Source organism: Burkholderia sp. AU27893, assembly GCF_002223205.1.
Classification (GTDB): domain Bacteria; phylum Pseudomonadota; class Gammaproteobacteria; order Burkholderiales; family Burkholderiaceae; genus Burkholderia.
Genome location: NZ_NKFD01000005.1, coordinates 1 through 23,177, shown reverse-complemented (window position 1 = coordinate 23,177; position 23,177 = coordinate 1). Strand labels below are relative to the sequence as shown.

Below are 23,177 nucleotides of genomic sequence, written 5' to 3'. Positions count from 1 at the left end.
CCTCCTCGTTGACTGTCGGGTGCCGCATCAGGCGCGCGCGATCTGCGCGTGCTGTCCGGCGCGCCATTTCATCCAGGTGCCGTACACGCACGACGCCAGCACGAGGCCGACGAACCACGCGTACGTGTAAAGCGTGTTGAAGAAAGCCGGCACGTTCGGAAACGACGCCGGAAAGGCCGTATGCAGGAAGCCGGGCAGGTTCGGCAGCACGCCGACCGCGAGCGCGGCCAGCGCGGCCGGGTTCCAGCCGCGCGCGTAGCTGAAGCCGCCGCGCTCGTCGAACAGCGCGCGCGTGTCGAGCCGCGTGCCGCGAATCAGGAAGTAGTCGACCATCAAAATCCCCGCCACCGGCCCGAGCAGCGCCGAATAGCCGACGAGCCAGGTGAAGATGTAGCCGTCCGTCGTCGCGAGGATCTTCCACGGCATCATCACGATCGCGATCGTCGCGGTGATCATCCCGCCCGTGCGGTACGAGATCGCCTTCGGCCACAGGCTCGAGAAGTCGTAGGCCGGGCCGACGAGATTCGCGGCGAGGTTGCAGCACATCGTGTCGAGCGTGAGGATCACGAGCGCGATGCCCACGCCGATGCCCGTCATCCGGCTCGTCAGGTCGATCGGATCCCAGATCGCGTTGCCGTAGATCACGACGGTCGCCGACGTCACGACGACCGACACCACCGACAGCAGTGCCATCGGCAACGGCAGCCCGATCGACTGCCCGATCATCTGGTCGCGCTGCGAATGCGCGAAGCGCGTGAAGTCGGGAATGTTCAGCGCGAGTGTCGCCCAGAAGCCGACCATCGCGGTCAGCCCCGGCCAGAAGGTCGCCCAGAACAGCCCGGCCTTCTTGCCGCCCGCCGCGAACTGCGACGGCGCCGACAGCATCGTGCCGAAGCCGCCCGCCTTCGACGTCGCCCACCACACGAGCGCCACGCACATCACGACCTTGATCGGCGCGGACCAGCTCTCGAGCCAGCGGATCGAATCGGTGCCGTGCCAGATGAAGTAGAGCTGCAGCGCCCAGAACACGAGGAAGCACGCGAGCTGCCCGAACCCGATGCCGATGACCGGCAGCGCCGCGCCGTGCAGTGCATTGCCGGTCAGGATGTTCAGCAGCGTATAGATCGCGCTGCCGCCGAGCCAGGTCTGGATCCCGTACCAGCCGCACGCGACGATCGCCCGCAGCAGCGCCGGCAGCTTCGCGCCCTGCGTGCCGAACGACGCGCGCACGAGCACCGCGTAAGGAATCCCGTGCTTCGCGCCCGCATGGCCGATCAGCAGCATCGGCACGAGCACGATCAGGTTGCCGAGCAGCACGGTCGTCACCGCCTGCCACGGCGACATGCCTTCCTGGATCAACCCGGCCGCCAGCATGTACGACGCGATGTTCATCACCATCCCGACCCACAGCGCCGCGAAGTGATACCACTTCCACGTGCGCTGCGCCGGCGTCGTCGGCGCGAGGTCGTCGTTGTACAGGCTGCCGCCCTGCGCCGCGGCGCTGTCGGGATCGGCGGGATTCGCTGCGTGATTCATCGAACGCACTCCACTAAAACATCAGCGCCGGCATCGTCCGATGCCGGCCCGGGTGGAACGAAAGGCGGCGATGCAGGATGACCTGCGTCGCCGGACGCCGTCAAGCAGCCTTCTTCGCGTGCTTCTCGGGGGCCGACGCGCCTGCACTCGCCCCCGCGTCCGCGCTCGCCGGATTGTTCGGATGCGTGGTCCAGTTCGCGTAGTCACCCGAATCGACCCGCTCCATCGTGATGCATTGCTCGACCGGACACACATGCATGCAAAGATTGCACCCGACGCATGCCGAATCGACCACTTCGAAGTGGCGCACGCCATCCTTCGTCGCGGTGATCGCCTGGTGCGACGTGTCCTCGCACGCGATATGGCACAGCCCGCACTGGATGCAGCGGTCCTGGTCGATGCGCGCCTTGATGTCGTACTTCAGGTTCAGGTATTTCCAGTCGGTCACGTTCGGCACCGCGCGGCCGCGGATGTCGTCGAGCGTCGCGTAGCCCTTCTCGTCCATCCAGTTCGACAATCCGTCGGCCAGGTCCGACACGATCCGGAATCCGTAATGCATCGCGGCGGTGCACACCTGCACGCTGCCGGCGCCGAGCACCATGAACTCCGCCGCGTCGCGCCATGACGAGATGCCGCCGATGCCCGAGATCGGCAGGTTCGGCGTTTCCGGGTCACGTGCGATCTCCGCGACCATGTTCAATGCGATCGGCTTGACCGCCGGGCCGCAATAGCCGCCGTGCGTGCCCTTGCCGTCGACCATCGGCATCGGCGCCATGTGGTCGAGATCGACCGCGACGATCGAGTTGATCGTGTTGATCAGCGACACGCCGTCCGCGCCGCCCTTGTACGCGGCGCGCGATCCCATCCGGATGTCGCTGATGTTCGGCGTGAGCTTCACGAGGCACGGCAGCTTCGTGCCCTCCTTCACCCAGCGCGTGACCATCTCCACATATTCGGGGACTTGCCCGACCGCCGCGCCCATCCCGCGCTCGCTCATCCCGTGCGGACAGCCGAAGTTCAGCTCGACCGCGTCGGCGCCCGTGTCCTCGACGAGCGGCAGGATCCATTTCCAGTCGCGCTCGTTGCACGGCACCATCAGCGACACGATCAGCGCGCGGTCCGGCCAGTCGCGCTTCACCTGCGCGATCTCTCTCAGGTTCACGTCGAGCGGACGGTCGGTGATCAGCTCGATGTTGTTCAGCCCCGCGATGCGCTGGCCGTTCCACTGCACCGCGCCATAGCGCGAACTGACGTTGACGACGTGCGGATCGAGCCCGAGCGTCTTCCACACGACGCCGCCCCAGCCGGCCTCGAACGCGCGATTCACGTTGTAGGCCTTGTCGGTCGGCGGCGCGGACGCCAGCCAGAAGGGGTTCGGCGAAGTGATGCCCGCGATGGTGCAGCGAAGGTCGGCCATGGTCGGCTCCGTGAGAGTGGGGTCGTGTTGGTTGTGCTCGTGGTGGGTGACGCGCGTGGTGCGCTCACGCGGCCTTCGCGTCGCGCTGCGCGAGCGTCGCGTCGATCGACGCGGCCGCGCGCTTGCCGTCCTGCACGGCCTGCACCGTGAGGTCGACGCCGCCCGTCGCCGCGCAGTCGCCGCCGGCCCACACGTCGGGCCATGCGGTGCGCCCGTCGGCGTCCACCGCGATGCGCGCGCCGTCCGCCGTCAACAGCGCGGCGTCGATGGCGTCCGGCACCAGCGTCTGGCCGATCGCCTTCAGCACCATGTCCGCCTCGACGGTGAAACGCTCGCCCGATACCGCCTCGAACTCGACACCCGTCACCTGCCCGTTCTCCCCCGCCATGCACACCGGCTTCGCGTGCGTGACGAGCGTGACGCCGCTCTTCTGCGCGAACTCGCGCTCGGCCCACGTCGCGCTCATCGCCTCCACGCCGCGCCGGTACACCATCGTCACGCGCTCGGCGCCGAGCTTGCGGCTCTGCACCGCCGCATCGATGGCCGTATTGCCGCCGCCGATCACGACCACGCGCCGCCCGACCGCCACGTTCTCCAGCGCATCGGCCTGCCGCACCTGCTCGATGAAGTCGACCGCGTTCATCACGCCGTTCAGTTGCTCGCCGTCGATCGACAGCGCACGCACGCCGCCGAGCCCCATCGCGAGAAACACCGCGTCGTGCTGCTCACGCAGCGCGCCGAGCGTGATGTCGCGGCCCAGCGCGACGCCGGTTTGCAACGTGATGCCGCCCACCGACAGCAGCCACTCGACTTCACGCTGCGCGAAATCGTCGACGGTCTTGTATGCGGCGATCCCGTATTCGTTGAGGCCGCCGGCCTTCGGGCGCGCGTCGAACAGCGTGACGCGATGCCCGGCAAGCGCGAGCCGGTGCGCACACGCGAGTCCGGCCGGCCCCGCGCCGACCACCGCGACATGACGGCCCGTGTCCGGCGCGCGCGTGAAACGCACCGCGCCGGTTTCCATCGCCCAGTCGGTCGCGTGCCGCTGCAGCGCGCCGATCGCGACGGGCTGCGCATCCTGATGGTTGCGCACGCATGCGCCTTCGCACAGGATCTCGGTCGGACACACGCGGGCGCACATCCCGCCAAGCGGATTCGCCGACAGGATGTCGGTCGCGGCGCCCTTCAGGTTGCCGTTGCCGATCTTGCGGATGAAGCTCGGGATGTCGATCTGCGTCGGGCAGGCTTGCACGCACGGCGCGTCGTAGCAGTAGTGGCAGCGGCTGGCGGCGGCCGCCGCGGCAGTCGGATCGAGCAGCGGCGCGATGTCGGCGAATTCGCACGAGAGTTGCGTGGACGACAGGCGATGCGCGGCGATATCGCCGGTTGGCTGGGTGGTCATACGCGTTCCTTCGAATGGGTGGAGACAAAGCCGTCCCCGCCGGCTGCGAATGCACAGTCGGGGCGGTCGTTGTTAGGCATGCTACGGTCAGGCTGTCAGGCGTTGATCAGCCTGCCGGCTGCTACGGCCCTGGCGTCATGAAGCCGGCTCGCATGCGCGCGACAGCATCGCGTGCAGCAGCACGTTCGCGCCCGCCTCGATCCAGGCGGGCGTCGCGTCCTCGATCTCGTTGTGGCTGATGCCGTCGACACACGGCACGAACACCATCGACGTCGGCGCGACCTGCGCGAGGTAGCACGCATCATGGCCGGCACCCGACACGATGTCGCGATGCGAGAAACCGAAGCGGTCGGCTGCACTGCGCACGGCTTCCACGCAGGCAGAGTCGAACGCGACCGGCTTGTAATAGAAGATCTGCTCGAGTTCGGTCTCGAGCCCGATGTCGCCCGCGATGCGCGCCACACCTTCGCGCAGTGCTGCATCCATCTTCGCGAGCACCGCGTCGTCCGGATGTCGGAAATCCACGGTGAAGAACACGCGGCCCGGAATCACGTTGCGCGAGTTCGGGTAGACCTGCATCATGCCGACCGTCGCGCAGCCGAACGGCGCATGATCGAGGCCGATCCGGTTGACGAGATCGACCACGCGCGACGCGCCGAGCAGCGCGTCGCGCCGCCGCGGCATCGGCGTCGGCCCCGCGTGCGCTTCCTGGCCGGTGAACGTGATCTCGTACCAGCGCTGCCCCTGCGCGTCGGTCACGACGCCGATCGTCTTGCACTCCGCCTCGAGAATCGGCCCCTGCTCGATATGCAGTTCGAACGCCGCGTGCAGCTTGCGTCCGCCGCACGGCACGTCGCCCGCGTAGCCAATGCGCGCCAGCTCCTCGCCGATCGTCTTGCCGTCCACATCCTTGCGCGACAGCCCGTATTCGAGCGGGAACACGCCCGCGAACACGCCGGAGGCGACCATCGCCGGCGCGAAGCGCGAGCCCTCTTCATTGGTCCAGATCACGACCTCGACCGGATGCTCGGTCTCGATGCCGTGATCGTTGAGACTGCGAATTACTTCGAGGCCGCCGAGCACGCCGTAGATGCCGTCGAAGCGGCCGCCCGTCGGCTGCGAATCCGCGTGCGAGCCCGTGACGACCGGCGCCGCATCGGCCACGCGACCCGCGCGACGCATGAACACGTTGCCCATCGTATCGACCGTCACCGTGCAGCCGGCCGCCTTCGCCCAGCCGACGATCAGGTCGCGGCCGGCCTTGTCGAGATCGGTCAGCGCGAGACGGCACACGCCGCCCTTCGGCGTCGCGCCGATCTTCGCGACTTCCATCAGGCTGTCCCACAACCGCTTGCCGTCGACCTTGATCGACGTGTCGAAAGCTGCCCGCTTCACTGTTTCCGATACCGCGTTCATTCGTATCGCTCCTGTGGGGTCGGTGATGTCGTCGGCCCGGTCTGTGCCGGTGCGCGTCATGCCTGTTTCGGGGCAACGCCGCCCAAGCGCGGTGCATGCCCGGTCGTTCGCGAAGATCGTCCGACGAATCGGGCCGAAAGGTTTCTGCCGCTCGTCGAATCCTGTCCGATTGGACAGGTTTTAGACGATCAAAATGACCAAATCAATCTCTTTCTTGCATGAATGAATGGAGCGAGAAACGTGCCACCGCAACGCAGCATGGCGATGACTACGCGAGATCGGTTCGCGTGCGTTCGATGCGAATCAGCGGCTAGAATGAAGCCCAACGCGGCACCCCCGCCGCGCGAGGGCAACGATGAGACATGACGAGGCGGCAACCGCAGCCACCGACAGGGACGAAACGCCCGTGCCTTTGCGGCGACGCAAGGCGCACATCCGCGAGTCCAACGAAGCGCATCTGCTGGCCTGCGCGGAGGCCGTGTTCGCGGAGCGCGGGCTCGACGGCGCGAGCACCGCGATGATCGCGGAGCGCGCCGGCCTGCCGAAAGCCAACCTGCATTACTACTTCCCGACGAAGCTTGCGCTGTACCGCCGCGTGCTCGACGACCTGTTCGAGGACTGGCATCGCGCGGCCGGGACATTCGAGGCCGACGACGATCCGGTGGTAGCGATCAGCGGCTACGTGCGCGCGAAGATGGCGCTGTCGCGGCGGCGCCCGCTCGGCTCGAAGGTCTGGGCCAACGAGATCATCCACGGTGCGGAACACATGCAGGACATCCTGTCGGAACGCGTGAAGCCATGGTTCGATACGCGCGTGAAGGTCATCGACGGCTGGATCGCGCGAGGGCTGCTCGCGCCGATCGACGCGCATGCGCTGATGTACCTGATCTGGGCCACCACGCAGCACTACGCGGATTTCGACGCGCAGATCCGCGCGCTGAGCGGCAAGCGAACGTTCACGCAGAAGGCGTACGACGAGAAGACCGAACAGGTCGTGCAGCTCGTGATTCGCGCATGCGGAGCGGTGTCGCCGGAGGCGAAGGCGTAGCGCGGCAACGCGATCCGCCGAAAACAAAACGGGTATCGCACAGGTGTTTCCCGTGCGATACCCGTCGGCCGTGTCGCCGCATGCGGACGACGCGTGGCGCGCTGCGCGATACGTTACGCGACGCGCTCGATCGCGATCGCCGTCGCCTCGCCGCCGCCGATGCACAGCGACGCGACGCCGCGCTTCATCCCGTACGTTTCGAGCGCGGCCAGCAGCGTCACCATCACGCGCGCGCCCGATGCACCGATCGGATGCCCGAGCGCACACGCGCCGCCGTGCACGTTGACCTTCTCGTGCGGCAGGTCGAGGTCGCGCATCGCGGCCATCGGCACCACTGCGAACGCTTCGTTGATCTCGAACAGGTCGACGTCGCGCAGGTTCCAGCCGGTTTTCTCCGACAGCTTGCGCAGCGCGCCGATCGGCGCGGTCGCGAACAGGCCCGGCTTGTCCGCGTAGGTCGAATGCCCGACGATCACGGCCTTCGGCGTGAGGCCGAGGCGCTCGGCTTCCGAGCGGCGCATCATCACGAGCGCGGCCGCGCCGTCCGAGATCGACGACGCATTCGCGGCCGTCACCGTGCCGCCATCGCGGAACGCCGGCTTCAGCGTCGGGATCTTGTCGAGCTTCGCCTTGCCCGGCTGTTCGTCGATCGACACGACCGTTTCGGTCTTGCCGGCCTTCACGGTCACCGGCGTGATTTCCGACACGAAGTGCCCGTCGGCGATCGCCCGTTGCGCGCGCGTCAGCGATGCGATCGCGAACGCATCCTGCGCCTCGCGCGTGAACTGGTAGGCCTGCGCGCAATCCTCGGCGAACGTGCCCATCAGGCGGCCCTTCTCGTACGCGTCCTCGAGCCCGTCGAGGAACATGTGATCGAGTACCTGCCCGTGACCCATGCGCATCCCCGCGCGCGCCTTCGGCAGCAGGTACGGCGCATTCGTCATGCTCTCCATCCCGCCCGCGACGGCCACGGCTGCCGAGCCCGCGAGCAGCAGGTCATGCGCGAACATCGCGGCCTTCATCCCCGAGCCGCACATCTTGTTGACCGTGGTCGCACCCGCCGCGAGCGGCAGCCCGGCCTTCAGCGCGGCCTGCCGCGCCGGCGCCTGGCCCTGGCCCGCCGGCAACACGCAGCCGAACACGATTTCATCGATGCGCTCGGCCGGCACGTTCGCGCGCTCGAGCGCCGCGCGAATCGCTACCGCGCCAAGGTCGCTCGCGCTGGCGGCCGCCAGGTCGCCCTGGAAACCACCCATCGGCGTACGCGCCATACCCACGATTACGATCGGATCCTGAGTCGTCATGATTCGCTTCCTCCAGTGTCAGCGCGGTGCCATGCGCAACGCACCATCGAGACGGATGACTTCGCCGTTCAGCATCGTGTTCTCGGCGATGTGGCGCACCAGCGCCGCAAATTCTTCCGGGCGGCCAAGCCGCGGCGGGAACGGTACGCTCTTGCCGAGCGCATCCTGCACGTCCTGCGGCATGCCGGCCATCATCGGCGTCGCGAAGATGCCCGGCGCGACCGTCACGACGCGAATGCCGAACCGCGCGAGTTCGCGCGCGATCGGCAGCGTCATGCCGACCACACCGCTCTTCGACGCCGCATACGCGGCCTGCCCGATCTGCCCGTCGAACGCCGCGACCGACGCAGTGTTGACGATCACGCCGCGCTCGCCTTCGGCATTGGGCTCCTGCTTCGACATCGCGTCGGCGGCCAGCCGGATCATGTTGAACGTGCCGACCAGATTGATCGACACCGCGCGTGCGAAACGATCGAGCGAATGCGGACCCTCGCGGCCCACCACCTTCTCGCCCGGCGCGACGCCCGCGCAGTTGACGAGCGCGTCGATGCGGAAGAACGCGTCACGCGCGGCGGCGACGGCCGCCTGGCCGTCGGCTTCGCTCGTCACGTCGGTCTTCACGAAGCGTGCGGCCGCGCCAAGCTCGTGCGCGAGACCCGCGCCGGCCTCTTCGTTGACATCCAGCAGCACGGCCTTGCCGCCCTCCGCGACCACCATGCGCGCCACCGCGGCGCCGAGGCCGGAACCGGCGCCCGTGATCAGAAAAACGCGATCCTTGATATCCATTCGCAGTCCGTACAGGTTGTGTTCAGGGTTGAGCGGCCTTCTCGGCTTCCATCTTGCGCAATACGAAGCGCTGGATCTTGCCGCTCGGGGTTTTAGGCAGCGCGTCGACGAAGTCGATCGCGCGCGGATAGGCGTGAGCGGACAGCCGCCGCTTCACGTGCAGGCTCAGTTCGTCGGCCAGCGCCGGCGTGCCGTCATAGCCTTTCGACAGCACGACGAACGCCTTGACGATCTCCGTGCGCTCCGCGTCGGGCACGCCGATGACGGCGGCCTCGCTCACGGCCGGATGCTCGATCAGCGCGCTTTCCACGTCGAACGGGCCGATCCGGTAGCCGGACGACGTGATCACGTCGTCCGCGCGGCCGATGAAGCTCACGGTGCCGTCCGGCTCCAGCTCGACGTTGTCGCCGGTCCGGTAATAGCCGCCCGCGATCGCCGGCGTGTCCTGCTGCCAGTAGCCGTGGAACCACAGCAGCGGCGAGCGTGCGATGTCGATCGCGAGGTTGCCCGGCTCGCCGGGGCCGAGCTCGCGGCTCACGTCGTCGAGCACCGCGACGCGGTAGCCGGGCATCGCCAAGCCGGCCGACCCGGCGTGGACCGCATGCGCGAGGCCGTGGTGATTGTTCACGACCATCCCGAGTTCGGTCTGGCCGTAGTGATCGTAGATCGGCGCGCCGAGCGCCGCGTCGAACCAGCGCACGACTTCCGGATTCAACGGTTCGCCCGCGCTGCTGACCACGCGCAGCTTGCCCTTCAGCCGCGCCGCCGCGTCCGTGCCGGCCGCCATCAGCATCCGGTAGGCCGTCGGCGAGCCGGCGAGGCTTGTAATCCCGAGCCGTTCGATCAGGTCGTACGTGCTGTCGACCGTGAAGCTGCCTTCGTAGAGCGTCGTCGCGTGGCCCAGCAGCAGCGGGCCCGTGATCGCGTAATAGAGGCCGTATGCCCAGCCCGGATCGGCGATGTTCCAGAACCGGTCGCCGGCACGCAGGTCCACCGCGTCGCGCATGTATGCGCCGAACGCGAGCAGCGCACGCAGCGGCACCGGCACGCCCTTCGGCAAGCCCGTCGTGCCCGACGTCGACATCATCATGAACAGGTCCGTGCCCTTGCGCAGCACCGGCTCGAACACGTCGGACTGCGCCTCGAGCGCCACGCGGAAATCGATGTCGCTTTCCGCCAGCGCTTCACCCGGCTCGCGCACCGTCGCAACGGGCGGGCAACCGGCGATCTCGTCGAGCTTCGCGCGATTCGCGACGTTGGTCACGACCAGGCGTGCATCGCTCATGCGCAGCCGGTGCTCGATCGCTTTCGGGCCGAATGCGGTGAACAGCGGCTGGTAGACGGCGCCCGCGCGCCACGTGCCGAGGATCGTCGCGACGAGTTCGGGCGTGCGCGGCAACAGGCCCGCCACCACGTCGCCCGGCTTCACGCCCTGCGCGACCAGCAGGTTCGCGACGCGGGCCGACAGCGCCTTCATCTGCGCAAACGTGTAGCGATGGTGCTGGCCGCCCGCGTCGATCCAGTCGAGCGCGATCGCGTCCGCCGATGCGTGCCGGTCGCAGCATTCCACGCACGCGTTCAGGCCGCGCTCCAGGTCGCCGTGCAGTTGCTGCGCGGCGGTCTCGATACTGAACCGGGCCACGGCGTCGGCGTAGGCCGGCACCGCGCGGGCGGTAGCTCCATCAGACATGCGTGTCTCCTGTGCGTTATGGCCGCCGGCGAGCCAGAGGCGCGTCGGGGATAGTTCGATAGTAGACAGCCCGTACATTGCAATCAATGACAAACCGAATCTAGAATCGTGATCGCTTTTGCCATGTCGGGAGAATGTAGGAAAATGGGGCCGCAGATGATTTCGCCGGATTTCGTCGACGACGCGCTCGCATGCCTGCGCCGGCAAGGCCTTCCGACGGAGGCCGTGCTACGCGCCGCCGGCCTGCCGGCCGCCGTGCGCGAGCCCGTCACGCCGCAGCAGTACGGCCGGCTGTGGCTCGCGATCGCCGCTGCGCTCGACGACGAATTCTTCGGGCTCGCCGCGCGACCGATGCGGCGCGGCAGCTTCACGCTGCTGTGCCATGCGGTGCTGCATGCCGGCACGCTCGACAAGGCGCTGCGTCGCGCGCTGCAGTTCCTGCGCGTCGTACTGGACGAGCCGCATGGCGAGCTCACCGTGGCCGACGGGCAGGCGCAGATCGTGCTGACGCAGACGGGCGCGCCCTACCCGGCGTTCGCATACCGGACGTTCTGGCTGATCCTGCTCGGCGTCGCGTGCTGGCTGATCGGCCGGCGCATCCCGCTGCAGCGCATCGACTTCGCATGCCCGAGCCCCGACCAGCGCAGCGACTATCACCAGTTCTTCGGCGTGCCCGTGCATTTCGACCGGCCCGACAGCCGGCTCGCATTCAATGCCGCGTACCTCGCGCTGCCGACGATCCGCTCCGAGCAGGCGCTGAAGACGTTCCTGCGCGGTGCGCCCGGCAACCTGCTCGTCCGCTACCGGCACGATACGGGCTGGGTCGCGAAGACGCGTGCGCAGTTGAAGACGCTACCGGCCGCGGAGTGGCCCGACTTCGATACGCTGGCCGTGCGCCTCGGCACGACGCCCGCGACGCTGCGGCGGCGGCTGCGCAGCGAAGGGCAAAGCTTCGCGGCAATCAAGGACGAGCTGCGCGGCGCGCTGGCCCAGTCGCTGCTGCGCGGGCATGCGCTCAGCGTCGCGGAGATCGCGGCCGAGCTCGGCTTCACCGAGCCGAGCGCGTTTCATCGCGCATTCCGCAAGTGGACGGGCACGAGCCCCGGTGCGTTCCGGCGGGACGTCCATGCGGCGGAGGGAGAGCCGGGCGTGGCGAACGGATGATGCGGCACGTAGCCGTCGACACTGCGTGCCCGGCCGACCCGGAAACGCTCACGCGACGCGCTGCAGCGGCCGCGAGAACAGCTTGCATCCCGCGTAGTAGACGAGCGACGTCAGCGACAAACCGACGATCCACGACACGTCCGCGCCACCGAGCCGGCTCGCCAGTTCTCCCGTATAGAGATCAGTCGCCATGAACGGCGCCTGCGCGACGGTGCCGATGACATACGAGCCAACGGCGATCGTATTGAAGCGTCCGTAGATGCCACCGTCCTGCCGGAAGAACGAATCGACGTCGTAGTCGCCGTGACACACGAGGTAATAGTCGACGAGGTTGATCGCGGTCCACGGTACGAGCACGTACAGCAGCAGCAGGATGAAGTTCGTGTAACCGGCGAGGAAATTGTCCTGCCCGAACAGCGCGATCGCGAGCGCGATGCCGCACAGCACGATCGCGGTCATCGCCCGCGCACGCGCCTTGCCCGACCACGACGGAAAGAGCGTCTGCAGCACGGTGATGGCCGATAGCGCGCCGCAATACAGTTCCATCGCATTGCTGGCCGCGATGCCGAACGACAGCACGACGATCACGAGCACGCTGATCCCTTGCGTGAGGCCCGTGAGGCCGCTCACGACATTGCCGTCGGGCGTCGCGAGCCCCACCAGGCAACCGAGCAGCATCGGGAAGAACGAACCGAGTACGCAGCCCCAGTAACTCGACCAGAATGCCGTGCGCGGTCCGGTATCGGGCGGCAGGTAGCGCGAATAGTCCGATACGTAAGGCGCATAGGCAATCTGCCACAGCGCGGCGACCGACATCGCGCCCAGGAAGCCCGACAGGTTCAGCGAATGCTTCGAGAACGTATCGGCGGGCAGTCCGTGCACGAAGATGATCCACACGAACGCCAGCACGAGCACGCTGCCCGAGCACCAGCTCAACAGCCGCGCATACGCGTGGATCAGCTTGTAGCCGTAGATCGATCCGAGCAGGCTGATCAGGCCGATCACCACGACGCCCGCATCGAGCGGGATGTCGGCGCTCAGGCTGTGCAGCGCCTGCCCGCCGAACACGCAGTTCGATGCGAAGAAGCCCACATACATCACGACCACCAGCCCGACCACGAGCAGCGCGCCGAACGACCCGAACTGCCCGCGGGTCTGGATCATCTGCGGCACGCCGAGCTGCGGCCCCTGCGCGGAATGCAACGCCATGAACACCGCGCCGATCAGGCTGCCGACCAGCGTGGCGAGCGCCGCCCACCAGAACGGCTGCTTGAACACCGTGGTCGCGAGCGATCCGGTGACGATCGTCAGCATCATGATGTTCGACCCGAACCAGATCGTGAACAGGTCCTTCGCGCTGCCGTGCCGCTCGGTCAACGGAATCGGCTGGATGGTGCTTTCCTCGAGATGAGCAATGGACTCGCCGTGACTCATTTCGTCTCCTTGTTTCTGTTGTGATGTTCGTGGATTCGGGGGCTACAGGGTGACCGGGAATACGTGGCCGGCTCAAAGCCGTGCGGACTTCAACACACGAGCCGTACCATTTGCATTCCTTACCAATACGCAGTCGGCGGCACATCGCCTTATCGCGACCACCGACCACGACGCCCAGTCTTCAACTTGTCGGATAGCCGCCGCGGTGGCTGCACGCAGCGGTCCCCATGATTCGATCCGCTCCCGCCCGACTCTCATCGGACGGAAGTGCGTCGCTCAACGATCAGCAGTCGATCCCGAGCACTTCGCGCGCGGTGGCATCCACGGCCTTGCGCATCGTGTCGACCAGTTCATCGATTTGCGCGTGATCGATCACCAGCGGCGGCGCAACGATCAGTCGGCCGTTCGTCGAACGCACGATCGCGCCGAGTTCGAACCCGACCGTCCGGCTGTGCCAGGTCAGGTCGGCCTCGTTCGCAAAGCGCTCGCGCGTCGCCTTGTTCTTCGCGAACTGGATCGCGCCGACCGCACCCACCCCCTGGATCTCGCCGACGAGCGGATGATTGCCGAACGCATCGCGCAGCGCCTTCTGCAGGTACGGCCCGGTATCCGTCTTCGTGCGCTCGACGAGGCCTTCGCGCTCGAGCACGTCGAGGTTGGCCAGCGCAACGGCGGCCGCGACCGGGTGCCCCGAATAAGTCAACCCGTGCGCGTAGACACCCCCCTTGTCGACCAGCGCATCACCGACGCGTCGGCTCATGATCAGCCCGCCCATCGGCACGTAGCCCGAGGTCAGCCCCTTGGCCATGCAGATCAGGTCCGGTTCGAAGCCGAAGTGACGATGCGCGAACCACTCACCGGTGCGGCCGAAGCCGCCGATCACTTCATCCGCGCACAGCAGCACGTCGTACTGACGGCAGATGCGCTCGATTTCCTGCCAGTAGCCGTCCGGCGGAAAAATCATCCCGCCCGCGCCCTGGAACGGCTCCGCGACGAACGCGGCCACGCGCTCCGCGCCGATCTCGAGGATCTTGCGCTCGAGCGACAGCGCCGCCTGCTTGCCGAATGCCTCGGGGCTCAGGTCGCCGCCATTCGCGTACCAGTACGGTTCGTCCACGTGCGTGATGTTCGGAATCGGCAGGTCGCCCATTTCATGCATGAACGCCATGCCGCCCAGCGACGCGCTGCCCACCGTGGACCCGTGATAGCCGTTCACGCGGCCGATCAGCACCTTCTTCTGCGGCTTGCCCATCACGTCCCAGAACCGCCGCACGGTGCGAATCAGCACTTCATTCGATTCGGATCCCGAATTGGTATACACCACATGACTGAAGCGGTTGCCGAGCAGCGCGAACAGCCGCTCCGACAGTTCGATCACCGACGGGTGCGTCGTATGAAAGAACATGTTGTAGTAGGACAGTTCCTTCATCTGCCTCGCGGCGGCGTCGACCAGCTCCGGCCGCCCATAGCCGACGTTGGTGCACCACAGCCCGGACATGCCGTCCAGGTAGCGGTTGCCGTCGTTGTCCCATAGATGGATACCTTCGCCGCGCACCATCACGCGCGCGCCTTCCTCGTTCAGCGCCTTCTGGTCGACGAACGCATGCAGGTGATGGGCGGCGTCGCTGCGTTGATAGTCCTGCGTCGTACGATGCGGAAAGTTGGGCGCGTTCATGGGCGAGTCTCCGGTTCGTTGTGGGGATAAAAAGCGTTGTCGTGTTGCGCGGCGCAACCGCGTACGGCCTGCCGCGTCGAATCAGTAACTGATCCAGGTCGTCTTGAGGCCCGTGTACTTGTCGATCGCATGCAGCGAAAGATCGCGGCCGAAGCCCGACTGGCGAAACCCGCCGAACGGCGTCTGCGCGCTCAGCGCATCGACCGTGTTGACGGACACCGTGCCGGCACGCAGCCGGCCCGATACACGGTGCGCACGCGACAGGCTGCCGGTCCAGAGCGATGCGGCCAGCCCATAGATCGAATCGTTCGCGAGCCGGACGGCCTCGTCCTCGGTGTCGAACGCCATCACCGACAGCACCGGCCCGAAGATCTCCTCGCGCGCGATGGCGTCGTCGTGCTTCACGTCGATGAAGATCGTCGGCTCGATGAAGTAGCCCTTGCCGTCGACACGCGGCGCGCCTCCGCCGATCGCGAGCGTCGCGCTATCGCGGCCGCGTGCGATCCACTCGCGCACGCGCCGATGCTGCTGCTCGTCGACGATGGCGCCCATCCCGCTCGCCGGATCGAGCGGATCGCCCGGCATGAACGCGGCGGCATGCGCAATCAGCCGGTCGACGAACGCATCGTGAATCGAACGCTGGACCAGCAGCCGCGAGTTGGCGGAACACACCTCGCCCTGGTTGAAGAAAATGCCGAAGCACGCCTTGCGTGCGGCCAGGTCGAGATCGTCCGTATCGTCGAAGACCAGGTTCGGGCTCTTGCCGCCGCACTCGAGCCACACCTGCTTCATGTTCGACTGCGCGGCGTATTCGAGGAATTTCTTGCCGACGGCCGTCGATCCGGTGAAGGCGAGCACGTCCACGTCGGGATGCAGCCCGAGCGCACGCCCCGCGGTTTCGCCGTAGCCCGGCACGACGTTCAGCACGCCCGGCGGCAGGCCGGCCTCGAGCGCCAGTTCCGCGAGCCGCAATGCCGACAGCGGCGATTGTTCCGCCGGCTTCAGCACGACGCTGTTGCCGGCCGCCAGCGCCGGCGCCACTTTCCACGCGACCATGTCGAGCGGAAAATTCCACGGCACCACGGCGCCGACCACGCCCAACGGTTCGCGCGTGACGACCGCGAGGTTGCCGGGGTCGGTCGACGCGACTTCGCCATGCAGCTTGTCGACGGCTTCGCCGTACCAGCTGAACAGGCCGCCGGCGGCCGGCACGTCGATGCTGAACGCGTCGGCCACGCGCTTGCCCATGTTGAGCGAGTCGAGCAGCGCGAGCTCCGCACCGTGCGCTGCGATGAGTTCGCCGAGCCGGCAAAGCACGCGCTTGCGCTCGGCCGGCGCGCAACGCGACCAGGCGCCGGATTCGAACGCGTGACGCGCGGCACGCACCGCGTCGTCGACGTCCGGTGCATCGCACGACGCGACTTCCGCGATGACGGCCTCCGTCGCCGGATTGATCGCGGCGAACGTCCGGCCGCTTCGAGCCGCCACGCCGCGCCCGCCGATATGCGCGAGCGTTCTCGGGACCACTTGCGCCGCGAGACGTCTCCAGTCCGCGTGCTGATGAGTTTCTGCTGAAGTTGGGTTCATTCGAGACTCCGTTTTGACGACCAGGCGTGTATGCGTTGTTCTGCGCCTGAACTCGACCCGACGAAAGCGCCAGCGGGCACGACCGATGCCCATGACCGCCGCGCATCGCCGCAGTCGTCCGGTTGGCAAACTGTCGGTCGTCAAAAAGAGATTTGAAAGAACAGTTTTTCTTCTCATTGAAGAGGTTATTTCTATTCATTCTGCGATCGTGCAGTGGGCTTTCCTGCCACGTCGCAATCCCGGTGCCGTTTGTTTGCGAGTGCTCGCATCGGCTTTCCAGTGCGATGCGATGTGACACCCGCTGCGACATCTGGCCGGCACGACATTGCGCGCCGGCCCATCCGACCACATACTGGTCGGCCTGCGCGAACGAGGATGCGTCGATGATCAGTGTCGATCAGGGCACCGCTTCAATCTTTGGCGTGATCGGAACGGCCGTGTCTTTGCTGGCGGCGATTCCGTATGCGCTCGCCATCTACCGGCGCACGGTTCGCCCGCATCTGTTCACCTGGCTCGTGTGGTCGGTCGTCACGGCGATCGCGGCGGCCGGCCAGTTCGTCGCGGGTGCCGGGCCGTCCGCGTGGTGCACGGCGGCCATTGCCGTCACCTGCTTTCTGACGCTGGTGGCGAGCATCTTTCGGGGCGAACGCGGCTGGACACGTGTCGACTGGTTTTTCCTGGTCGCGGCCCTGTCGGCCATTCCGCTGTGGATGCTGACCGACGACCCGACGATCTCGATCTGTCTGGTCACGCTGATCGAGCTGGCCGGACTCGGCCCGACCGTCCGCAAGACGATCCGCGATCCGTGGAGCGAGAGCCTCGCGTATTTCGCGCTGTGCGTGCTCAAGTACGCGCTGGCCTTGCTGGCGTTGAGCACGTGGAGCGTCGCGGTCGCGTTCTATCCGGCCGTCAACGTCATCGCGTCGATCGGCATCTGCGTGGTGATGCTCGTCCGGCGTCAATCGCTGTCGAACGCGCGGTAGACGGTATTCGTCGGTGCGGCATGTTCGTTGCTGCTGTTGCTCACCGGTATGAGCGGAACCACAACCCTTCAGAGACGATGCGAGGCCCTGACATGGATGCAATCCGTACAGCGATCGAACTCAGTGAAATCGCCCTTCGTGCCGCGATGCTGGCCAACGATGTCGAAGCGCTCGATGCATTGCTGGACGACGACCTGGTGTTTACCGTTCCGACCGGCCAGATCATCTCGAAGGAGGACGACCTGGCCGCGCATCGCGCGAAGCTGCTGCGCCTCGACAGGCTCGATGTGCAGGAAACACACGCATACGCGATCGGCGAAATGATCCTGACCACGACGAAGGCAAGACTCGCCGGCCATTTCGACGGCACGGCGTTCGACGGCATGTTTGCCTATACTCGGCTCTGGCGCCGATCATCTGCCGGCTGGCGCGTCGCCGCCGGGCATGCATCGCAGGTCGCGTAGCCGCGCCGAGCCCGGCCTTCGTTCGAGTCGGCAAGCTGCGAATCCGGCGTTGGGTCGATGCATGCCGGGCGATACCTCCAACCAAGGGGGCGGCCATCACAGGAGACGAGATGCACCAAGCATTCACCGTACGCGCTGCCCGTGCCGCGGACGCGGACGCCCTCACGCAACTGGCTCGCATGTCGAAGGCACACTGGGGCTATCCGCAGGACTGGCTCGACTTGTGGCAGAGCGATCTCACGATTACGCCGGAGACGATCGACGGGTCGATCGGATACGTTGCGGAATCCGGCGCGGCAATCATCGGGTTCTGGGTCCGCGCGTCGTCGGCATCGGATCGCCCGACGCCCGGATGGCTGTTCGTCCATCCCGACCACATGGGCCGCGGTGTCGCCCGGGCATTGTGGGAAGAGGTCCGCAGGGAAAGCGCCGCGAGAGGGATCAGAAGCTTCGTGATCGAAGCAGACCCCAATGCGGTTCCGTTCTATCTGGCGCTCGGCGCCGAAAAGATCGGCGAAAAGGAATCGAGCGTCGTCCCGGGCAGGTTCTTCCCGATCTTGAGGATCACGATCTGATTGCAGCGTCCGTCGGCACCGCCGCCGGACGTACCCGGTATCGCCCTTCTCACGCTGGCTGCGACGTCATCGCACGGCGGTCCTCGAGCTTGAACTCGCCGACCGTCTGCGCGAGCCGGGCAGCCTGCTCGCGCAGCAACGTCGCGGCCGCCGCGGACTGCTCGACGAGCGCCGCGTTCTGCTGCGTCGCATTGTCGAGATGCGACACCGCCTGATTCACCTGCTCGATCCCCGTGCTCTGCTCCTTGGCGGCAACGGTAATTTCCGCAATCACGCTCGTGATGCTGCGCACGCCCTCGACGATTTCGTTCATCGTCGTGCCGGCCGTCTGGACGAGTCCCGAGCCTCCCTCGATCTTCTCGACCGACGAGTGAATCAACTGCTTGATTTCCTTGGCCGCCTGCGCGCTGCGCTGCGCGAGCGCACGCACCTCGCCCGCGACGACCGCAAAGCCCCGGCCGTGCTCGTTCGCACGTGCGGCCTCGACGGCAGCGTTCAACGCAAGAATGTTGGTCTGGAACGCGATACCGTCGATCACGCCGACGATGTTGGCGATCTCGCTCGACGCCTGCGTGATCTCGCTCATCGTCGACACGACTTCGCTGACGACCGTGCCGCCGCGCACCGCGACGTCCGACGCCGATTCCGCCAGACGGCTCACCTGGCTCGCGGCATCGGCGGAATTGCGGGCCGTGCCGGCGATTTCCTCGAGCGCGGCGGCGGTTTCCTGCAAGCTCGATGCAGCATGTTCGGTACGGCCGGACAGATCCTGGTTGCCCTGCGCGATCTCGGCGCTCGCGAGGTTGACGGATTCGCTGAACTCGCGAATCTGCAGCAGGATCGTACTGATCTTTTCGGCGAACAGGTTGAACGCATGCGCGATCTGCGCGGCTTCGTCCGCGCCATCGGCCGGCAGGCGTTTCGTCAGGTCGCCGCTACCGGTCGACACATCCGTCAGCGCGTCGCGCACCAGCAGGATCCGCTTGAAGGCCGCGTTCGTCATCGCACCGACGAGTGCGGCCGCGATCACGGCCACGATCAGGATCGCCGCCAGCGTCGTCGTCGCGACCGCGCGCATGCCGGCCGTCACGTCGGCCTTGTCGAGCGCGAGCACGAGGGACCAGTCGGTACCGGCGATCGGCTGGGCCCGCAGCAGCTTGGTGGCGCCGTCGATGTCGACCGCGACGGGCTCGGACGCGGTTTGCAGCGCGCCGAGGTGGTCGGCGTCGAGTGCCGGCGAAAGACCGGTTGCCGGCTTCATGATCAGGTCGGTCTTGGCCGACGCAATCACGCGCCCGCTCTTGTCCACCAGAAATGCGAAGCTCGCGGGCGTCGGATGTACCGAGGTCACGATCGAGCTCACACTTTCCATGAACAGGCTGGCGGCCAGCACGCCCTTCACCGTGCCGTCGCGCACCACGGGTACCGCGAACGCAACCGCCGGCTTGCCGGTCGTTGCGTCACGATAGAGTGCCGTCACGACCAGGCTGCCGGCGCTGACGGCCTGCTTGTACCACGGACGTGCTGTCGGGTCGTAGCCGGGCGCGAGCGGCACGTTCGAGAACGCGGTCTTGTCCGGCAGGCCGAGCGTCAACACCTCGAAGCCGCCCGACTTCCCAAGCAGCTTCAGCGCGGGCAGCGGATCACCCTCGCCGATCGCGATCGTGTCCGCGAGTGCCTGCGTTTCCCGGCCTCTGCTGGCCACCCATTCGTTGATCGCCAGCGCGTGCCCGGCGAGGATCGACTTGTGATTCTGGTCGATTGTCTCGTCGTTGTGTTGCTTGACGACGTAATAGACCAGGCCGCCTGTCACGGCCAACGCCGTTACCACGATGGCGACGCAGGTCGCGAGTATCCGTGCACGAATCGAGGACAACATGATGACTTCGATCTCCGTTACCGCGTTATATGAATGGGGTCGCCGAAAGCGGGCAACGTCCTGTTTAACGACAGCGGCTGCGGGAACTTAAGGCCTGACTGGCCAGACCAGTGTGGGCAACGGGATCGGCAGTACCGTGGATGGGAAGACGGACGGGCCGATCCGACAAGATCGGATACCGTGTGGACTGACCGGGGCGTGTAGCAGGGAGCCCTGAAGAGCTGGCAACGCTCGTCCGGATACGCGGAAGGTTGCCGAGTTCCGGTTCGCCGAAGGGTTGACGGTCTATCTGCATCGCGATCCGGTCGACTGCCTCACGGGCAACTGCGGGCGCGCACCGGGTTCTGCGTATCGAAGCAAGAGGACGAGACGAGGTATCCGTTCCTTTCTGGCAAGCGTGCTGGATGGGTCGCCTACGATGGCTATCCCCTTGGCGCGTGGCCGGCGGTAATGGGTATTTCGCAACGCCGACGCGTTCAGCAGCAGATTTTTTTCTCTGGCCACAATATTCGCGCGCCTGAAACGTCTTCAGGCACATGGAATCGCCACTCACTTCGCACACGATGACCGACCCAGACCGCGACATCACAGCGACAGTGATGCGTGAACGATCGAGGCTAGTGAATTTCATCCGGCGTCGGATTCGCGACCCGGACGATGCCGAGGATATCCTGCAGGATGTGTTTCACGAATTCGTACAGGCGTATCGACTTCCTGCGCCAATCGAGCAGGCGAGTGCATGGCTTTTCCGTGCCGCGCGCAACCGCATCGTTGACCGCTTTCGCAAAAAGAAGGAACAGCCGCTGACCGATCTGTCCGAGGTCGACGATGACACAAACGGTGAGTATCGCCTGGACCTCGCGCTACCGGCGCATGATGCCGGCCCCGAAGCACGCTACGTGCGCACGCTGGTGCTCAAGGCCTTGCAGGATGCGCTCGACGAGTTGCCGACGAATCAGCGGGAGGTCTTCATCGCACACGAGCTGGAGGGCCAGTCTTTCAAGGAAATGGCCGCACAAAGCGGTGTCGCGCTCAATACGCTGCTCGCTCGCAAACGCTATGCGGTCTTGCATTTGCGTGCCCGACTGCAGCCCATTTATGACGAACTGGATAACACCTAGAGGAATCGACAGATGAATTTTCGAATCAGATGTGCGGGCAAGGCGCTTCTCGTGTTGATCGCGATAGGCGTGCTCGGATGGGTCGTCATGATGTTATGGAACTGGGTCATGCCGGCGCTATTCGTCGGCGCCCGTACGATCGACTTCGCGCACGCGCTGGGCCTGCTCGTGTTGAGCCGCATCCTGTTCGGCGGATTCCGCGGTCATCGCGGCTGGCGCGGTCGACGCCACTGGCGCAAGTGGGAGTCCATGACACCCGAGGAACGCGAGCAGTTCCGAACCGCGTGGCGATCCGGCAGCAACCGGCCCACGGGAGAATGACTATGCCCGACAAATCAACGGGCGACTGCAAACAGAAGCCGGGGGTGATTGCGCCGGTCGTCGATCTGAAGCGCTGCGAAGGCAAAGGGGATTGTGTCGCTGTGTGCCCCGAGCATGTGTTCGAGATCCGGCGCATCGACAAAGTCGATTACCTCGGCCTGGATCTGATGCATCGCCTGAAGCAGCGCGTGCATGGAATGAAGGTCGCCTATACGCCGAATGCGGATGCGTGCCGGTCATGCGGAGTGTGTGTGACGGCGTGCCCCGAACGCGCAATCACGCTCGCCCGAACGGTATAGCAACTCCGTGTATCGCCGATATCGAGCGACGGCGCGGCATCTCTGATGATAGATGCCGCCGCTGAATACGTCGTCGACCGAATCAATCTCTTCAAGGAAACGCACATGGCGTCACCCACCATCGCTCTTCTGCAGCGGCTCCACGAAGAAAGCCGGACCGAAATCGTCGCCCGCGCCCGCGCGCAGTTCCAGGGATCGAACGAGGATTTTCTGTCGCTAACCGAGGAATACGAAGCGATCGCGCCCCGTCTGCGGGGGCGATTTCTCGAAACGCTCGGGCTGTCCAGCGACGACTTCGATTCCCCCGAAGGTAGTCCGCTATCGTTGGCCGTGTCGCCGGAAACGGGCGGATTCTTGCGCAACATGGTGCTCTCGCAACGACCGGCCAGAATCCTTGAACTCGGCAGTTCATGCGGCGTATCCACGCTGTATTTCGCCGAGGCACTGCGCACGTTGGGCCGTGGCGTGGTCGTCGCGACCGAACGCGATGCGCTCAAGTTCACGCGCTTGCGCGATCACGTCAGGACGGCGGGCCTGAATGCCTATGTCGACATGCGGGAGGGCGATGTATTCGAGACGGTTGCCAAACTGGACGGTACGTTCGACATGGTGTTTATCGACGTATGGGCCGACGCCTATCTGAGGCTCTTCAAGCAGGTTGAGCGCCTGCTGCGCCCGGGATCGGTCGTACTGGCCGACAACATGTACACAGCCGAAGACGCCGTTCGACCGTACAAGCACTACCTCGACAACGACCCGCGGTTTTCGACCACGACCCTGAACTTTGAATCGGGGGTTGAATTTACGGTCGTCGTTTCTTGAATGGGGAGTCTGTCGAAGCGTTTCTTCCGTGTGGTCTCGGGCTAAAGAACACCGCCACCCGCTTCGATTTCTTGTGCATTTCTGCCGCGCAAATGCAAAAACCCCCGCCTTTTGGGCGGGGGTTTCTGGCTTAGGGAGCCTGACGATTACCTACTTTCACACGGGAATCCGCACTATCATCGGCGTAGAGTCGTTTCACGGTCCTGTTCGGGATGGGAAGGGGTGGGACCGACTCGCTATGGTCATCAGGCAAA

The 23,177-nt window shown here is 66.0% G+C and carries 21 protein-coding genes and 1 rRNA gene; 10 read left to right on the top strand and 12 right to left on the bottom strand.

Annotated elements, in window-relative coordinates; genetic code table 11:
* Window positions 1-27: 27 nt before the first annotated feature.
* The 4 genes from CFB47_RS32365 to CFB47_RS32350 all read right to left on the bottom strand — a co-directional run bounded on the left by CFB47_RS32365 (window position 28) and on the right by CFB47_RS32350 (window position 5,771).
* Window positions 28-1,536, bottom strand: coding sequence for an NCS1 family nucleobase:cation symporter-1 (locus CFB47_RS32365; protein ID WP_089464264.1), 1,509 nt, complete (start codon window positions 1,534-1,536; stop codon window positions 28-30).
* Between the two features lie 100 nt (window positions 1,537-1,636).
* On the bottom strand, window positions 1,637-2,953 hold the full coding sequence (gene preA / locus CFB47_RS32360) for an NAD-dependent dihydropyrimidine dehydrogenase subunit PreA (protein WP_089463627.1): 1,317 nt from the start codon (window positions 2,951-2,953) through the stop codon (window positions 1,637-1,639).
* Between the two features lie 64 nt (window positions 2,954-3,017).
* Window positions 3,018-4,355 (bottom strand): NAD(P)-dependent oxidoreductase, encoded by a 1,338-nt coding sequence (locus tag CFB47_RS32355; protein ID WP_089463626.1) that lies wholly within the window; start codon window positions 4,353-4,355, stop codon window positions 3,018-3,020.
* A 135-nt stretch (window positions 4,356-4,490) separates the two neighbouring features.
* Window positions 4,491-5,771 carry a Zn-dependent hydrolase gene (locus CFB47_RS32350; protein ID WP_089463625.1) on the bottom strand — a complete coding sequence of 427 codons (1,281 nt, stop codon included), beginning with the start codon at window positions 5,769-5,771 and terminating at the stop codon, window positions 4,491-4,493.
* A gap of 355 nt (window positions 5,772-6,126) precedes the next feature.
* On the opposite strand from CFB47_RS32350, the gene CFB47_RS32345 reads away from it, so the two are divergent.
* A complete protein-coding gene (locus CFB47_RS32345) occupies window positions 6,127-6,819 on the top strand; it encodes a TetR/AcrR family transcriptional regulator (protein ID WP_089463624.1) in 693 nt (230 codons plus the stop codon).
* A 113-nt stretch (window positions 6,820-6,932) separates the two neighbouring features.
* Here CFB47_RS32345 and CFB47_RS32340 read toward each other — a convergent pair whose 3' ends face one another.
* From CFB47_RS32340 to CFB47_RS32330, 3 genes are read right to left on the bottom strand one after another with little or no spacing between them, the layout of a single operon-like run.
* On the bottom strand, window positions 6,933-8,123 hold the full coding sequence (locus tag CFB47_RS32340; protein ID WP_089463623.1) for an acetyl-CoA C-acetyltransferase: 1,191 nt from the start codon (window positions 8,121-8,123) through the stop codon (window positions 6,933-6,935).
* A gap of 18 nt (window positions 8,124-8,141) precedes the next feature.
* Window positions 8,142-8,909, bottom strand: coding sequence for a 3-hydroxyacyl-CoA dehydrogenase (locus CFB47_RS32335; RefSeq protein ID WP_089463622.1), 768 nt, complete (start codon window positions 8,907-8,909; stop codon window positions 8,142-8,144).
* 22 nt (window positions 8,910-8,931) lie between these two features.
* A complete protein-coding gene (locus CFB47_RS32330; RefSeq protein ID WP_089463621.1) occupies window positions 8,932-10,599 on the bottom strand; it encodes an acyl-CoA synthetase in 1,668 nt (555 codons plus the stop codon).
* Window positions 10,600-10,743: 144 nt separating this feature from the next.
* Between CFB47_RS32330 and CFB47_RS32320 the strand changes: the two genes are divergently transcribed.
* Complete coding sequence (locus tag CFB47_RS32320; protein ID WP_089459782.1) at window positions 10,744-11,763, top strand: AraC family transcriptional regulator; 1,020 nt, start codon at window positions 10,744-10,746, stop codon at window positions 11,761-11,763.
* 48 nt (window positions 11,764-11,811) lie between these two features.
* Here CFB47_RS32320 and CFB47_RS32315 read toward each other — a convergent pair whose 3' ends face one another.
* The 3 genes from CFB47_RS32315 to CFB47_RS32305 form a co-directional block, all read right to left on the bottom strand.
* Entirely contained in the window at window positions 11,812-13,197 is a 1,386-nt protein-coding gene (locus CFB47_RS32315; RefSeq protein WP_089463620.1) for a cytosine permease, read from the bottom strand.
* A gap of 283 nt (window positions 13,198-13,480) precedes the next feature.
* Window positions 13,481-14,872: an aspartate aminotransferase family protein gene (locus CFB47_RS32310; protein ID WP_089443790.1), complete on the bottom strand. Its 1,392-nt coding sequence runs from the start codon at window positions 14,870-14,872 to the stop codon at window positions 13,481-13,483.
* Between the two features lie 81 nt (window positions 14,873-14,953).
* Window positions 14,954-16,459, bottom strand: a complete 1,506-nt coding sequence (locus CFB47_RS32305; protein WP_089459780.1) for an aldehyde dehydrogenase — start codon at window positions 16,457-16,459, stop codon at window positions 14,954-14,956.
* Between the two features lie 91 nt (window positions 16,460-16,550).
* On the opposite strand from CFB47_RS32305, the gene CFB47_RS40825 reads away from it, so the two are divergent.
* From CFB47_RS40825 to CFB47_RS32290, 4 genes are all read left to right on the top strand, one after another.
* A complete protein-coding gene (locus tag CFB47_RS40825; RefSeq protein WP_143330893.1) occupies window positions 16,551-16,754 on the top strand; it encodes a hypothetical protein in 204 nt (67 codons plus the stop codon).
* 88 nt (window positions 16,755-16,842) lie between these two features.
* Entirely contained in the window at window positions 16,843-17,442 is a 600-nt protein-coding gene (locus CFB47_RS32300; protein WP_089459779.1) for a hypothetical protein, read from the top strand.
* A gap of 92 nt (window positions 17,443-17,534) precedes the next feature.
* Window positions 17,535-17,906: a nuclear transport factor 2 family protein gene (locus CFB47_RS32295; RefSeq protein WP_089463619.1), complete on the top strand. Its 372-nt coding sequence runs from the start codon at window positions 17,535-17,537 to the stop codon at window positions 17,904-17,906.
* Between the two features lie 110 nt (window positions 17,907-18,016).
* A complete protein-coding gene (locus CFB47_RS32290) occupies window positions 18,017-18,481 on the top strand; it encodes a GNAT family N-acetyltransferase (RefSeq protein ID WP_089463618.1) in 465 nt (154 codons plus the stop codon).
* Between the two features lie 49 nt (window positions 18,482-18,530).
* Here the strand turns inward: CFB47_RS32290 and CFB47_RS32285 are convergent, their stop codons facing one another.
* On the bottom strand, window positions 18,531-20,360 hold the full coding sequence (locus CFB47_RS32285; RefSeq protein WP_089463617.1) for a methyl-accepting chemotaxis protein: 1,830 nt from the start codon (window positions 20,358-20,360) through the stop codon (window positions 18,531-18,533).
* A 536-nt stretch (window positions 20,361-20,896) separates the two neighbouring features.
* Here CFB47_RS32285 and CFB47_RS32280 point away from each other — a divergent pair.
* The 4 genes from CFB47_RS32280 (at window position 20,897) to CFB47_RS32265 (ending at window position 22,923) form a co-directional block, all read left to right on the top strand.
* Window positions 20,897-21,481, top strand: coding sequence for an RNA polymerase sigma factor (locus tag CFB47_RS32280; protein WP_089463616.1), 585 nt, complete (start codon window positions 20,897-20,899; stop codon window positions 21,479-21,481).
* Window positions 21,482-21,493: 12 nt separating this feature from the next.
* Complete coding sequence (locus CFB47_RS32275; RefSeq protein ID WP_089443783.1) at window positions 21,494-21,802, top strand: hypothetical protein; 309 nt, start codon at window positions 21,494-21,496, stop codon at window positions 21,800-21,802.
* Between the two features lie 2 nt (window positions 21,803-21,804).
* Window positions 21,805-22,101, top strand: a complete 297-nt coding sequence (locus CFB47_RS32270) for a 4Fe-4S dicluster domain-containing protein (RefSeq protein WP_089463615.1) — start codon at window positions 21,805-21,807, stop codon at window positions 22,099-22,101.
* A gap of 105 nt (window positions 22,102-22,206) precedes the next feature.
* On the top strand, window positions 22,207-22,923 hold the full coding sequence (locus CFB47_RS32265; protein WP_089460119.1) for an O-methyltransferase: 717 nt from the start codon (window positions 22,207-22,209) through the stop codon (window positions 22,921-22,923).
* Between the two features lie 137 nt (window positions 22,924-23,060).
* On the opposite strand, the gene rrf is transcribed toward CFB47_RS32265, so the two are convergent.
* Window positions 23,061-23,173, bottom strand: a 5S ribosomal RNA gene (rrf, locus tag CFB47_RS32260).
* Window positions 23,174-23,177: the final 4 nt, after the last annotated feature.

Bases quoted from the DNA above. Each gene is read 5' to 3' on its own strand.
- CFB47_RS32270 (WP_089463615.1), top strand. From the start codon at position 21,805: ATGCCCGACAAATCAACGGGCGACTGCAAACAGAAGCCGGGGGTGATT.
- CFB47_RS32290 (WP_089463618.1), top strand. From the start codon at position 18,017: ATGCACCAAGCATTCACCGTACGCGCTGCCCGTGCCGCGGACGCGGAC.
- CFB47_RS32330 (WP_089463621.1), bottom strand. From the start codon at position 10,599: ATGTCTGATGGAGCTACCGCCCGCGCGGTGCCGGCCTACGCCGACGCC.
- CFB47_RS32275 (WP_089443783.1), top strand. From the start codon at position 21,494: ATGAATTTTCGAATCAGATGTGCGGGCAAGGCGCTTCTCGTGTTGATC.
- CFB47_RS32345 (WP_089463624.1), top strand. From the start codon at position 6,127: ATGAGACATGACGAGGCGGCAACCGCAGCCACCGACAGGGACGAAACG.
- CFB47_RS32340 (WP_089463623.1), bottom strand. From the start codon at position 8,123: ATGACGACTCAGGATCCGATCGTAATCGTGGGTATGGCGCGTACGCCG.
- CFB47_RS32265 (WP_089460119.1), top strand. From the start codon at position 22,207: ATGGCGTCACCCACCATCGCTCTTCTGCAGCGGCTCCACGAAGAAAGC.
- CFB47_RS32285 (WP_089463617.1), bottom strand. From the start codon at position 20,360: ATGTTGTCCTCGATTCGTGCACGGATACTCGCGACCTGCGTCGCCATC.
- preA (WP_089463627.1), bottom strand. From the start codon at position 2,953: ATGGCCGACCTTCGCTGCACCATCGCGGGCATCACTTCGCCGAACCCC.
- CFB47_RS32355 (WP_089463626.1), bottom strand. From the start codon at position 4,355: ATGACCACCCAGCCAACCGGCGATATCGCCGCGCATCGCCTGTCGTCC.
- CFB47_RS32335 (WP_089463622.1), bottom strand. From the start codon at position 8,909: ATGGATATCAAGGATCGCGTTTTTCTGATCACGGGCGCCGGTTCCGGC.
- CFB47_RS32315 (WP_089463620.1), bottom strand. From the start codon at position 13,197: ATGAGTCACGGCGAGTCCATTGCTCATCTCGAGGAAAGCACCATCCAG.
- CFB47_RS32305 (WP_089459780.1), bottom strand. From the start codon at position 16,459: ATGAACCCAACTTCAGCAGAAACTCATCAGCACGCGGACTGGAGACGT.
- CFB47_RS40825 (WP_143330893.1), top strand. From the start codon at position 16,551: ATGACCGCCGCGCATCGCCGCAGTCGTCCGGTTGGCAAACTGTCGGTC.
- CFB47_RS32310 (WP_089443790.1), bottom strand. From the start codon at position 14,872: ATGAACGCGCCCAACTTTCCGCATCGTACGACGCAGGACTATCAACGC.
- CFB47_RS32320 (WP_089459782.1), top strand. From the start codon at position 10,744: ATGGGGCCGCAGATGATTTCGCCGGATTTCGTCGACGACGCGCTCGCA.
- CFB47_RS32300 (WP_089459779.1), top strand. From the start codon at position 16,843: ATGATCAGTGTCGATCAGGGCACCGCTTCAATCTTTGGCGTGATCGGA.
- CFB47_RS32365 (WP_089464264.1), bottom strand. From the start codon at position 1,536: ATGAATCACGCAGCGAATCCCGCCGATCCCGACAGCGCCGCGGCGCAG.
- CFB47_RS32295 (WP_089463619.1), top strand. From the start codon at position 17,535: ATGGATGCAATCCGTACAGCGATCGAACTCAGTGAAATCGCCCTTCGT.
- CFB47_RS32350 (WP_089463625.1), bottom strand. From the start codon at position 5,771: ATGAACGCGGTATCGGAAACAGTGAAGCGGGCAGCTTTCGACACGTCG.
- CFB47_RS32280 (WP_089463616.1), top strand. From the start codon at position 20,897: ATGGAATCGCCACTCACTTCGCACACGATGACCGACCCAGACCGCGAC.